7 protein-coding genes are annotated in these 13,213 nt (G+C 47.8%); 3 read left to right on the forward strand and 4 right to left on the reverse strand.

Translation table 11 applies throughout. The features are described 5' to 3' along the window. Position 1: 1 nt before the first annotated feature. A complete protein-coding gene (locus SG35_RS07255) occupies positions 2 to 2,182 on the reverse strand; it encodes a malate synthase G (protein WP_044833763.1) in 2,181 nt (726 codons plus the stop codon). 868 nt (positions 2,183 to 3,050) lie between these two features. Here SG35_RS07255 and SG35_RS07260 point away from each other — a divergent pair. Beyond that, positions 3,051 to 3,338, forward strand: coding sequence for a hypothetical protein (locus SG35_RS07260; protein ID WP_044834957.1), 288 nt, complete (start codon positions 3,051 to 3,053; stop codon positions 3,336 to 3,338). A 293-nt stretch (positions 3,339 to 3,631) separates the two neighbouring features. Here SG35_RS07260 and SG35_RS07265 read toward each other — a convergent pair whose 3' ends face one another. The 3 genes from SG35_RS07265 to SG35_RS07275 form a co-directional block, all read right to left on the reverse strand. Then, a complete protein-coding gene (locus tag SG35_RS07265; protein WP_044834956.1) occupies positions 3,632 to 4,366 on the reverse strand; it encodes an LrgB family protein in 735 nt (244 codons plus the stop codon). Positions 4,367 to 4,370: 4 nt separating this feature from the next. Further along, the gene (locus SG35_RS07270) at positions 4,371 to 4,772 is read right to left on the reverse strand and encodes a CidA/LrgA family protein (protein ID WP_053043312.1); all 402 of its coding nucleotides are present in this window, start codon (positions 4,770 to 4,772) and stop codon (positions 4,371 to 4,373) included. Positions 4,773 to 4,873: 101 nt separating this feature from the next. After that, positions 4,874 to 5,809: a LysR family transcriptional regulator gene (locus SG35_RS07275; protein WP_044834958.1), complete on the reverse strand. Its 936-nt coding sequence runs from the start codon at positions 5,807 to 5,809 to the stop codon at positions 4,874 to 4,876. A 390-nt stretch (positions 5,810 to 6,199) separates the two neighbouring features. Between SG35_RS07275 and SG35_RS07280 the strand changes: the two genes are divergently transcribed. Both SG35_RS07280 and SG35_RS07285 read left to right on the forward strand, forming a co-directional pair. After that, positions 6,200 to 7,795: an isocitrate lyase gene (locus tag SG35_RS07280; protein ID WP_044830615.1), complete on the forward strand. Its 1,596-nt coding sequence runs from the start codon at positions 6,200 to 6,202 to the stop codon at positions 7,793 to 7,795. Between the two features lie 223 nt (positions 7,796 to 8,018). Continuing rightward, a complete protein-coding gene (locus SG35_RS07285; protein ID WP_053042748.1) occupies positions 8,019 to 13,175 on the forward strand; it encodes a response regulator in 5,157 nt (1,718 codons plus the stop codon). Positions 13,176 to 13,213: the final 38 nt, after the last annotated feature.

The raw sequence follows: 13,213 nt of genomic DNA on the forward strand, positions 1-13,213 counted from the left end.
CTTATACTTGCAGGGGCTTTTGCTTTTTTATTTTCCTGAAGTTGTGCAATAAAGGTTCGGTATAACCGCTGGGCTGTTTGGCTCCTAAAAAGACCAGTTCGCAGGCGGCGCGAAAGGCGATATTGTTATCAAAATCGTCTGCCATAGGGTAATAGCTGTTATCCTGGCTATTTTGTTTATCAACAACGGCGGCCATTTTTTCCAGGCTTGCCCGCACTTGCTGTGGCGTGCAAATACCATGGTATAACCAATTGGCCATATGCTGGCTGGAGATACGTAAGGTCGCCCTGTCTTCCATCAGGCCGACATTATTGATATCCGGTACTTTGGAGCAGCCGATCCCCTGGTCTATCCAGCGCACCACATAACCGAGTATGCCCTGGGCATTATTGTCAAGTTCGGCCTGTATTTCTTCCTCGCTCCAGTTTGTCTCTTGCGCTACCGGGAAAGTCAGCAAGTCATCAAGTAAAGCGTTTTTTTCCTGGCTTAAGCCCGGATGTAAGGCAAAGACGTCCTGTTGATGATAATGCAGGGTATGTAAAGTGGCGGCTGTCGGTGACGGCACCCAGGCGGTGGTGGCACCGGCCTGCAGGTGGCCGATTTTTGTTGCCAGCATATTGGCCATTTGATCCGGCACCGGCCACATGCCTTTACCTATCTGGGCTTTGCCGCTCAAACCGCAGCTGAGGCCAATGTCGACATTATTCTTTTCATAAGCCGCTATCCAGCGGGTATCCTTGATATCGGCTTTGCGCAGCACAGGGCCAGCGGCCATAGAGGTATGAATTTCATCCCCGGTTCTGTCTAAAAACCCGGTATTGATAAACACCACCCTTTCTTTGGCGGCAAAAATACAGGCCTTGAGGTTGACGCTGGTGCGGCGCTCTTCATCCATAATGCCCATTTTTATTGTGTGCCGGGGCAAGTTGAGCATATCTTCTACCCGGTCAAACAAGGTATTGGCAAAGGCGACTTCTTCCGGGCCGTGCATTTTCGGCTTGACGATATAAATGGAGCCTTCCTGGCTGTTGCTGAGCTGATTGTTCTTTTTGACATCATGCAGGGCTATTAATGAAGTGACCACAGCATCTAAGATCCCTTCGGGAATTTCCCCGCCGGCCTGATCTAAGATGGCATCATTGGTCATCAGGTGGCCGACATTGCGGACAAACATCAAACTACGGCCTTTAAGGGTCAGTTCGCCGCCGCTTAGTGTCTGATAATGGCGGTCGCTGTTCATGGTGCGGGTGATAATGCCGTTTTTTTTCTCTACCTGCTCACTGAGATCGCCTTTGATTAACCCGAGCCAGTTGCGATAAGCCAGCACCTTATCACCGGCATCGACGGCGGCAACTGAGTCTTCACAGTCCATTATCGTGGTTAACGCGGCTTCGAGCAGTATATCGCTGATGCCGGCGGGATCAGCCTGGGCTATCGCGCTTTTGCGGTCAAAGCGGATTTCAAAATGTAAACCGTGATGTTTAAACAGCAGGCTGTCGGGAATATTGATACTGCCGGTAAAACCGATCAAGGCATTTGGCTGGCAAAGCTTGCTTTGTTTACCGTCGTTTAGGGTCAGGATCAGCTGCTGTCCGTCAAGCTGGTAATCGCTTACCTCCTGGTGCGAGCCTGACTCCAGTGGTAACACCTGGTCGAGGAAGTCCTTGGCAAAAGCCACGACTTTGGCTCCGCGCACCGGATTATAAGCTCCGGACTTTTCTGCTCCCTGGGTTTGTGCGATTACGTCTGTGCCGTAAAGGGCATCGTACAGACTGCCCCAGCGGGCGTTTACCGCATTGAGGGCAAAGCGGGCATTCATGATAGGCACCACCAGCTGCGGACCGGCTAAGGTGGCGACTTCAGCGTCAACTTTTGTGGTGGATATTTTGAAATCGGCAACTTCCGGAGCGAGGTAGCCAATGTCTTGCAAATACGCCTTGTATGCATCAAAGTCAAAAGCATCTCCGTTGTGCTGCTGATGCCAGCTATCGAGTTGTTGCTGCAGCTGTTCCCGTTTTGCCAGCAAGGCCCGGTTAACGGGAGTTAAGTCTGAGATTAAGCGGGAAAACCCTTGCCAGAAATCTGCCGGTGTTAATCCGCTTGATGGTAAGGCTTCGTCTTCGATAAAGTCATATAAGCAAGATGCAACCTGCAGATTGGCGACTGAAATTCTTTGCTCCATAAGTCCCTCTGTTAACGTTGAAAAGTGGTTGCCGGTGAGCTTTGGACTCTCGAGGAAAGTCGTAACTGATGTTTTAACCTTAGCGACAAAAACTGCCTAACCGGCACGTGCTTAGGGCAATGTATTGATTATTTTCTTGCGGTGCAATAGCGCAGCCGGGGCAGCAAATGATATAAGCGTGTTAAAAGCGTGTCTGAAATTTACCTGATGACATGGGTGTTGATATTAACGTATTGAGTTTAATGGTTAATTTTTAGGTGAGAGGCTCCTGGCTATCAATAATAATTAAAGTTATTGCTCTAATCTATCTTTGTTATTCATGCTGTGAATATCTTTCTGTTTGATAATTATTAAATTTATGCTCCGATGCTTTTTACGGCTTAACCTCGGCTTTAATCAGGCCAGGCCAGTAAAGGGGCTATATTTGCGTTGACTGTTGTTGCCCTGTAACAAGCCATCAATTCCTATTTTTATTTATATATTTCATATAGTTGATGTTTTCGTACGGCTATCGATACAGTGCGGGCAATTGACATAAATATTAAATGCCAGCCCAGGGGGATTTTTCCGGTATTTTGTACTATCACTAACAGGTGAATTCCCCGTCAGCGGAGGTATGTAAAGCAGAGCACCAGCAGATAAACCAAGCGCTGCCCCTAAGTGGAGCAACACTCAGAGACAGCTAACCACAACAGATAAATAGAGGTATCTATCATGGCTAAACCTAATGATATGCCAGAGTTTCACTCGGTTAAAGCTTACCTAACAGAAAGTTTAACAGAAAATATACCAACCCCCACCGTCAGGCAGCCAACATCAGCTTATGCAAGCAACTATACGCCGTTAAGTCGCAAGGGAGGCAGCTGTCATGTCTGAATCAAACCTGCCGCTTACGGAGGATGCAATCAAAAGGGAACAGCTGTCGAGCGATTTTGCCAATCTAAGTGAAGATTTTGACAAATTCAGCGAAGAATGCGCCTTCCTGTTCGATGCATTTTCAGCGGTTACCCGCGAGCCCGAATGCATCACCGAGCACACCAGTGAAGGTATCAGGCACCTGTGCTATTGGCTCAAATATCAGGTTATCGGCTACCGGGAGAAAATAGGCGAGATGCAAGAATCCTGGAGAGTGCTCAGCCGCAAGAAGTCATGTTAACCACGTAAGATTGACTATGGCGTAAACGGGGCAAAAGCCGGGCGAGTTAACGGTAATAAGCGTTTCAGCTATGTCAGTAACCCGCCCGGTATTCAATGCAACCCTGGCAACCCTGAGGGGAATCGCCTTGCTGTTAGCGCATGTTAACCTAAGCGTTAGTATTTACCTGCCCGTCACTAGCAATCCATACCTTTTATCGCTACTGGCTACCAGTCCTGATGTCGTGATAATCCCCCGTATAGCTGAACTTTTCATACCGCAGTCTATACCCTGGTAAATAATGAACAGCAACACTAAGTGCCAACAAAGCCGGTAAAGAAAACCTGCAAGTAACCAATAAGTCCCGGGCTGATCAGGGCGGTGACTATGGCGGATATGATCAAAGCCAGCGAGCCATAGGCGCCGTGCTCGTAACTGGTTTTGCTGATGGTGGCGGTGCCCAGTGCGTGGCTGGCGGCGCCTATGGCCAGCCCTTGCGCCTTTGGTGAATGGACATTTATCGCCTTAAGCCAGGCAGGACCCAGTAAGGCGCCAAAAAGCCCGGCCAGGATAATGGCAAAAGCGGTCACCGAAGTATCCCCCTGAAGTTCGCTGGTTAACGCCAGGCCTATCGGGGTGGTGATAGATTTAAGTGACAGGGAAACGGCGATTTGCGGATAATTGAGCAATAGCATGGTCAAGCAAAAGCTGATGCTGATCACCAGTAAGGCCCCCAAGATCAGCAGGGAAAAGATCACTTTCCACTGCCTGGCTATCTGTGACAGCTGCTGGTACAAGGGGAAACCCAGGGCGACAACGGCAGGCTCTAGCAGCATATTCAGCGGCTCGGTGGCTCGGTAAAACTGCTGAAACGGCATTTCAGTTAATAGCAGGCAGGGAATGATCACTAAGATGGACAGTAACATGGGGTTAAGCCAGACTTGCCTGCTGCGCCTTTGCAGCCAGGCGAAACCCTGGTACAGAGTGATGGTGGCCAGGATTAACAGCACAGAAGTAAAGATATCTGCTGTGGAGGCGGGAAATGACATGCTATCAGGCCCCCGGTTGTTTGTTTACGGTTTTGCTTTGGCAAAAATGCTCGCAGCACAAGCCTACAAAGGTTAACAGGATAAAAGTGGTGATAAAAATAATGGCGACGATGGCCAGTCCGTGTTGTTGAATCAACTCAAAATGATTGATAATGCCAACCCCCGCCGGGACAAAACATACCCCCATATGCTGGATAATCCAGGTGATGGCGGGTTTGATGATTTGGGCATCGAAAACCTGAAAATGCAGCAGCGCGGTAAAGACTATCATGCCGTGCAGGCTGCCCGGCAGTCCCCCCAGGGTTGCCGCCAGCACCTTACCCGCCCCCAGGCTGACGGCGATGGCAAAAATACTGTATAAGCAGATAAAGAGCGGTTTATGCTTGAAACGGCTGAATTTAGGCACAGGGGAAACTCCTTGGCTCAAATACATGAGCTGAAAAACATTTGGCTAAAACCACTTGCCTTATACACACTGGACTGAAAAAGCCAGCCTTAAGGGGAGTATTAGCTTTGGGCGGCGGCCTCAATCACCAGCTGCCTGAACCAGATATGGCTGGCATCATGGTGCAGCAGCGGACTCCAGATCATTTTTAATTCTATTTCGGGAATATCAAAAGGCGGCTTTAAAATGGTAAAATTACTGTCGTCTTTATGTAATAACGCGGCTTTAGACGGCAGGGTGGCGATCAGATCATCTTCATAGGCCAGTTGCATCGCCACATGGTAATTACGGGTAAAGACCTTGATGTCGCGTTTTTTGCCGAGCCTGGCAAGGGCTTCATCTACCCAGCCAAGCTTCTGGACATCTTTGGGGTCCATGCCGACGCCGACGCCGAAACCGGTTTTTGACACCCAGACATGCTTGGAGGCGAGATAAGAGTTGAGGTTAAACTTTGATACCACAGGGCTCTCGGCACTGAGCAGGCAGGAAAAGGTATCGCGCCAGATGGTTTTTTGATGGAACGACTGGGGCAACTCATCGAAGCGGTTAATGGCCATGTCGATTTTTCCCGCTTCAACATCATGAAAAGTGACATCGCTCGGGGTCATAATATCTATGGTGATGTTAGGGGCAATCTGGTTGATGCGCCTCAATAACCCGGGCAGCAAAGTGGAAGCGGCATAATCGCTGGCCATCAGGCGAAAGACCCGCTGGCTGTTTTGCTCGTTAAATTCTTCTTCTCCCTGCAGCGCCTCTTCCAGCTCAAGCAATATTTTTCTGATGGCGGGGGCCAGGGACCTGGCGCGCTCTGTCGGCACCATGCCGTCTGAGGTGCGCACCAGGATAGGATCATTAAACAGGGTTCTTAGACGTTTGAGGCCGTTGCTCATGGCCGGCTGCGTGATATTTAGCTGTCTGGCGGCACGGGTGACATTTTTTTCCCTTAGCAGCACATCAAGGTAAATCAACAGGTTTAAATCAATCTTAGAAATATTCATAAACTTAATGATCTTCAATAAAAATATAACTGATATAGATGTGACTACTATAAAGGCAAACAAGCCCGGGATTCAATCTATTACAAAAAAATGGCTGTAAATTATTCCCTGTGCCTGAATCGCTTTTGCTGTTTAGTTCTTGAAATATAATGTTTTTCCTTTTCTCTTTGATTAGAGTATATATACTAACATTTCTTTCGTGAATCTTGGTTATGTAACATATAAATTTTGTAAATGCTGATTTGCTGGAATAGTATTTTGCTTGTCCGATGTGAAAGCTTTTATGTCGGGTTACATTTGGCTATTTGATTGAGTTGCATCTAGCCTGATTAAACCTGGCCCAGTTACATCAAAACTTTTTCTTAAAAAAGATTATCCAAAGGAAGTGTTATGTCTACCTACAACAGCGAAATTGATTCTTTAGCGTCACTTATTTCTTCTAAACAAGAAGGCTGGCAGGCAATCTCGCCTGAGTCAGTGGCACGGATGCGTTTGCAAAACCGTTTCAAAACCGGATTAGATATTGCTAAATATACCGCGGCGATTATGCGGGAAGACATGGCAAACTACGATGCCGACAGCAGTAAATATACCCAGTCCCTGGGCTGCTGGCATGGCTTTATCGGCCAGCAAAAAATGATTTCCATCAAAAAACATTTCGATAATACCGATCGTCGTTATCTCTACCTTTCCGGCTGGATGGTGGCGGCGCTGCGCTCTGAGTTCGGTCCTTTACCGGATCAGTCCATGCACGAAAAAACCTCGGTAGCCGGTTTAATCGAAGAGTTATATACCTTTTTACGCCAGGCGGATGCCCGTGAATTAGGCGGCCTGTTCCGCGAGCTGGATCAGGCGAAAGCAGCCGGCGATGCGGCGAAAGAAAAAGAAGTTCAGGCGGCGATTGACTCTCATCAAACCCATGTGGTGCCGATTATTGCCGATATCGATGCCGGCTTTGGTAATGCCGAAGCCACCTATTTAATGGCCAAACAAATGATCGAAGCGGGTGCTTGCTGTATTCAAATTGAGAACCAGGTTTCCGATGAAAAGCAATGTGGCCACCAGGACGGTAAAGTAACCGTGCCCCATGAAGACTTTCTTGCCAAGATTCGTGCTGTGCGTTATGCCTTCCTTGAACTGGGCATTGAAGACGGGGTGATTGTTGCCCGTACCGATTCTTTAGGCGCCGGTTTGACCAAACAAATTGCCGTGACTAAAGAGCCGGGCGACTTGGGTGATCAGTACAATGCTTTTCTTGATTGTGAAGAAGTGACTCCAGAGAACATGCAAAACGGTGATGTTATCATTAACCAGGCAGGCAAGTTAATGCGCCCGAAACGCCTGGCCAGCAACTTGTTCCAGTTCAAGCAGGGCACGGGTGAAGCACGTTGTGTGCTTGACTGCATTACTTCATTGAAAAACGGTGCGGATCTACTCTGGATTGAAACCGAGAAACCTCATATCGGCCAAATCGGGGCTATGGTGGATGCCATCCGTGAAGTGGTGCCGGATGCGAAACTGGTTTATAACAACTCGCCTTCTTTCAACTGGACGTTAAATTTCCGTCAGCAGGTATTTGACCTTATGGTAGAAGAAGGCAAGGATGTTTCCGCTTACGATCGCGACAAGCTGATGAGTGAAGAATACGACAGTACTGAGTTGGCAGTGCTGGCGGATGAAAAAATCCGAACCTTCCAGGCGGATGCCGCGAAACAGGCGGGTATTTTCCACCACTTGATCACCTTACCGACATATCATACCGCGGCATTGTCCACCGACAACCTGGCCAAAGAATACTTCGGCGAGCAAGGCATGTTAGGTTATGTTAAGGGGGTGCAGCGCAAGGAAATCCGCCAGGGTATTGCCTGTGTCAAACACCAGAATATGGCGGGTTCGGATATCGGGGATGATCACAAAGAATACTTCTCCGGTGATGCCGCGCTCAAGGCTTCAGGTAAAGACAATACCATGAACCAGTTCAGCTAAAATCTTGCTGTTGGTTTAGCCGTGCAAGCGGCTTTCAGGTCAAGCCCGGCGGTTTTGCCGGGCTTTTTTTATCCGGTCTCTTTATTCGGCTTATTATTTGGGATAGGCCCGGCTAAGATATCAGTTATTAAGATAACGGGATTGCTGGTAAATCCTGCTGTTTTTATTTCAATTCTTTGTTTTTCTGCTAACTTTAACATCATACTCTTACGGATGAGATGTTATGGCCAAACAACCTGCTACTGCCGATTTGTTTAGGATAAATAAGTTTTTCAGCCAGCTCTCCCGCCGCCAGGTTTACTGCTTGTTTGTGGTAATAATATGTGTTTTACCTGCCCTGTTGAATTTATCCGGAGTAGATTTTGCTTCGCCTAAAGCCGAGTTGCGCCCTGAAGGCGGGGGAAAGCTGACTGATGAGACGGTATTTTTAGCTTTTGCCGGGGCGTTTCACCATGCCTTACTGGAATGGTCTTCGGTGGTGTTTGCCTTGTTGGCCTTCCTCGCGGCTATTTTGCATTATCGTACCCGTGGCGATATTGCCATCCCCATTTTAGGTGTTGCGGTATTTTGTGCCGGTTCGGTAGATGCCTTTCATACCCTGGCGGCGACCCGTATCATTGACGCTAATGTCAATAATACCGACTTTATTCCTTTTACCTGGGCTTTATCCCGCAGTTTTAATGCCATTATCATTTGTACCGGCAGTCTTATTGCGCTGTGGCTTTACCGCCAGAAAAAATCGGCTGCTTTGGGAATGGATAAAAAAAACCGGGAATTAAAGGTTTTATTGTTCATCAGTGCTTGTTTTGCCAGTTTTGCGTATGTTTGTGTGCATTGGGCGGCGGTCAGTGATAACTTGCCGCAAACCATGTTTAGCGACACTTTACTTGCACGTCCCTATGATGTCTTGCCCTTAGGTTTATACATAGTGGCGGCAACTTTGTACTGGAACCTTTATCGTTTCAATCCCTCATTAGCCAGGCTGGGACTTTTACTTGCTATCATCCCGCAAGCCACCACACAGGTACATATGGCTTTTGGCTCTAGTGCTCTATTCGACAATCACTTTAATATTGCCCACGGCTTGAAAATTTTTGCCTACGCTTGTGTTTTGTACGGGATCATTATTGACTTGTACCAATTACGCCGGTTTAGGGGAAATACTGAAAAAGAAATCCTGCCGCTGGAAGCTGCCGCTATGCCACCTGGCGACACAAGTCAGCTTAGCGAGCCGGAAAACCTGTTGGATGTTGGTCAGGTCCGACAATCTTTGGGGTTACAGATCCCCGTGGTGGCTTTTATCTTATCCATCACTATTGTGCTGTTGGTGAGTCTGATGTTTTACGGGGAAAGCAAACGCCTGCTATTGACTCAGGAGTCGAAAAAATTGGCGATCGAAGCCAAGCTGGTTGAGCCCCTGATAGAGAAACTTTATTCCCAGGCGCATTCGGATGTGCTGTTTCTTAGCAATACCCCGCCGATCATGGGGTTGGCCTATGCGACAATCAACAAAGATCAACATGACTACGGCTTGTGGAAAGATCGCCTGGAGCAAATTTTTGTCGAGTTTATCAATGCCAAACCTTACTATTTGAAACTGCGTTATATCGGCGTGGCCAATGATGGCTTGGAGCTGGTGAATATCAGTAGCCTTAGCAGCAATAAACCCATTCGCATCCCGCAAGCGAAATTGCAGCACAAGGCGGACCGGGATTATTTTTCTGCCGCTTTGAAGGAAAACCTTGGTCAGGTTTATTTTTCAGATATCAATTTGACCCGGGATCAAGAGCAGGTTTCCCTGCCTCATCAGCCGGTGCTGAGGGTGGCAACGCCGGTTTTTCATCCGCTGAACGGGCAGCCTTTTGGATTGGTGATCATCAGTGTCGACTTTAGCTATTTTATTAATGAACTGAGAACAAATGAACTGTCGGAGTTGCGCTTATATATTGCTAATGAACAAGGGGATTATCTCGTTCATCCGGATGGCGATAAAACCTTTGGCTTTGAGCTCGGGCAAAGGTTTTTAATGCAGGAAGAATTTCCACAATTAACCGCAACCATTGCCGGAAATAATCAGGAGCAGAGTCTGCAAAACCTTGAGGTTGATCAGGGGCTGTTTTCCGGCCACTATACCCGGATAAGGTTGGAAAAATTTGATAACCGTCACCCGCTTAGGTTACTGGTATTGGGGAATAACCTGGACAGTTTGCAGGCTTTTGCCCAGTTTAAAGAGCACAGTATTATCCTGGGGACTGCACTGGCGTTTATGGCACTGGCGCTGGCGATTGTTGCCGCCAGGCGTATTGCCAACCCGCTAACGGGCATTATCCACACCCTGGAAAATTATGATAAAACCGGCGCTTTAGGGGAATTGCCGGTTAAGTCAAATAATGAAATCGGTGTCTTGGCGCGTAATTTTCATAACCTGTTTGCCCGTATGAACTTATCCCTGACCAGGCAAATAGTGCTGGCCAATGAAGCTGAACAGGCGGTAAACAAGCTCAATGCGGTATTTGACAGTGCCGCGGATGCTTTTATTACTCTGGATAAACAGGGAGATATCCAGTCTTTTAACCGGGCGGCGGAATCTATTTTCGGTTATCAGCAAGAAGAAATGATTGGGGAAAATATCAAGTCCCTGATGCCTGATGAGTACGCCTGTAGACATGATGGTTTTCTTAGCCAGTATGTTAAAACCGGTGTTAGCGGCATTATGGGGATGGGGCGCAAGCTCGAAGCGATGAGAAAGTCGGGAGAGATATTTCCCATTCATTTAGCCATCTCCGAAGTGAAAACCCCCCAGGGATATATTTTTACCGGCATTATCCGGGATATTTCTGCTGAAAAACGTCTGGAGCACCAAAGGGAACTTACTGAACTGGCCCTTAAGCAGGCAAATACCCGTATTTCAATCGCGACAGATTCGGCAGGCATCGGCATCTGGGAATATGATCTGGTTCATGATGTCCTGATATGGGATAAGTGGATGTTTAAGCTCTATGGCATTGCAGAAAGTGACTTCGGCGGCAGTTATGATGACTGGAGAAAGCTCTTTCACCCTGAAGATATTGGCGCAGCGGAGCAGGCGATTAAAGTGGCGATTGAGCAGCATATCCCGTTTGATCATGAATTTCGTATTGTTCTTCGTGATGGCGGTGTTAAGTATATTAAAGCAGCCGCCCAGGTGAATTACGATGATGGCGGCAATGCAGTGCTGATGACCGGGGTGAATTATGATATTTCCGATCGAAAAGAGGCCGAGTCGGTATTGATCCAGGCCCGGGAGCTTGCCGAAGATACCGTACGCCATAAGGCGGAATTTCTTGCCAGCATGAGTCATGAGATCCGCACGCCGATGAACGGTGTTTTAGGTATGTTGGGGTTGTTGAAGCGCAGCGATTTATCGGAGCAGCAATATCACAGGGTTAAACTGGCCACTTCAAGTGCCGAATCTTTACTGACGATAATTAATGATATCCTGGATTTCTCCAAGGTTGAAGCCGGTAAACTGGATCTGGAAGTGATTGATTTCAATCTGTTGAGTTTGTTGGGAGAGTTTGCCGAGGGCATGGCCTTTAAAGCCCAGGAAAAAGGGCTGGAGATCATTTTGGATGTCAGCAACATCAAGTTCAGCCATGTGAAGGGAGATCCCGGGCGGGTGCGCCAGGTCTTAACCAATCTGGTCAGTAATGCCATTAAATTTACTGCTAAGGGAGAGATACTGATCTGCGCCGAAGTTTTTGAGCAGAATGAAAAGCAGGTAAACTTTTCTTGCTCGGTTACCGATACCGGTATAGGGATCCCGGAAGAAAAACTTACTGCTATCTTTGATTCTTTCACTCAGGTCGATGCTTCCACGACCCGGGAATATGGCGGTACCGGACTTGGGCTGGCCATTTCCAAACAGTTATGCCAGTTGATGCAGGGAGATATCAAAGTCAGCAGTAATGCCGGCCACGGCAGCTGTTTTAGTTTTGATATCATACTTGAGCTTAGCGAATGTTCGTCTGTGTTTATACCTAAAATTGATGTCAAGAATGTCGATTTGCTCATTGTTGACGATAACCAGACCAACCGCCTGGTATTAAAAGAGCAACTTGAGCTTTGGGGAGCCAGGGTGACGGAGGCAGAAGATGGTCTGGCAGCGCTTGCCCTGCTGCAAAGGCAGGAAAGACCCGATTTTAAAGTGGCATTTCTAGACATGCAAATGCCCTATATGGACGGCGCCGAGCTCGGACGTCGTATTCGTGAATCAAGTGAGCTGGACATGTTAAAACTGGTGATGATGACTTCTATGGCATCACGGGGAGATGCCAGTTATTTTGCCGGTATCGGCTTTGACGGTTATTTCCCTAAACCCGCGACCTTATCGGATTTGTTTGATACTTTGGCCTTGGTCCTGAACGACGAGAAGCCCCCGCCCGGGGAACGCCCTTTGATCACTCACCATTACCTGCAGGGGCTGAACTATGATCAGCAAAAACTTCAGGTTTCGGAGCATCTCAAACAGGAAAAAGCCGATTCAGAGAGCATAAAAGATTGCCGGGTATTGCTGGTTGAAGATAACCGTGTTAATCAGGAAGTGGCCGGTCATATTCTGGCAGAATACGGTATTCATGCCGATATTGCCAATGACGGCCTCGAGGCGCTGACATCCTTGAAAATGGCGCAACAGGATACGCCCTATGATCTGATCCTGATGGATTGCCAAATGCCGGAAATGGATGGTTACCAGGCGACCCGCGAAATCCGCCGGGGAGCCGGCGGTGAAATGCATACCAAGATCCCGATCATTGCCATGACCGCCAATGCCATGAAAGGGGATAAAGAAAAATGCCTGGAGGCGGGCATGAGTGATTATCTTGCTAAGCCGATCCAGGCTGAATTTCTCAAGAAAAAACTACTGGCCTGGTACAAGTCTGATATCAAAGAGCAGGCCGGCAAGCTCAGTAAGCCGGTGGTGAAGGAGCCGGTCAAGCTGAATGCTGATTTGCCTTGCCAGGAACAAGTAAAACTCAGTTTAGCCGGCTCAACAACCATTATCTGGAGTAAGCAGGATTTGCTGGCCAGAATCAACCACAATACCGGATTTGAGCATAAGTTGTTGCAATTGTTTTTGGCGGAGATGCCGCGGTTAATCAATGATTTCACACAAGCTTATCAGCAAGGGAAAAGTCGGGAAATGCTGGCCGGTGTCGAGAAAATAAAGGAAATGACTTTAAATATTTGCGGTACGGCCATGTATGAAAAAACCAATCTGGTGCTAAGTGCGATTGTTGAAGATAACCTTGATGAAGGTATCTACCGGGAGTTTATTCAGAGTTATCAGATGTTACATCAAAGGTTAAGCGAAGAGCTGCTGCTATGTTCTCATGAGTAGGGGGAATGAGCTTTGCTAAGTGATACTGGTAAGCTTTC

Source organism: Thalassomonas actiniarum, assembly GCF_000948975.2.
GTDB classification, from domain to species: Bacteria; Pseudomonadota; Gammaproteobacteria; order Enterobacterales; family Alteromonadaceae; genus Thalassomonas; species Thalassomonas actiniarum.

Bases quoted from the DNA above. Each gene is read 5' to 3' on its own strand.
- SG35_RS07255 (WP_044833763.1), bottom strand. From the start codon at position 2,182: ATGGAGCAAAGAATTTCAGTCGCCAATCTGCAGGTTGCATCTTGCTTA.
- SG35_RS07260 (WP_044834957.1), top strand. From the start codon at position 3,051: ATGTCTGAATCAAACCTGCCGCTTACGGAGGATGCAATCAAAAGGGAA.
- SG35_RS07265 (WP_044834956.1), bottom strand. From the start codon at position 4,366: ATGTCATTTCCCGCCTCCACAGCAGATATCTTTACTTCTGTGCTGTTA.
- SG35_RS07275 (WP_044834958.1), bottom strand. From the start codon at position 5,809: ATGAATATTTCTAAGATTGATTTAAACCTGTTGATTTACCTTGATGTG.
- SG35_RS07280 (WP_044830615.1), top strand. From the start codon at position 6,200: ATGTCTACCTACAACAGCGAAATTGATTCTTTAGCGTCACTTATTTCT.
- SG35_RS07285 (WP_053042748.1), top strand. From the start codon at position 8,019: ATGGCCAAACAACCTGCTACTGCCGATTTGTTTAGGATAAATAAGTTT.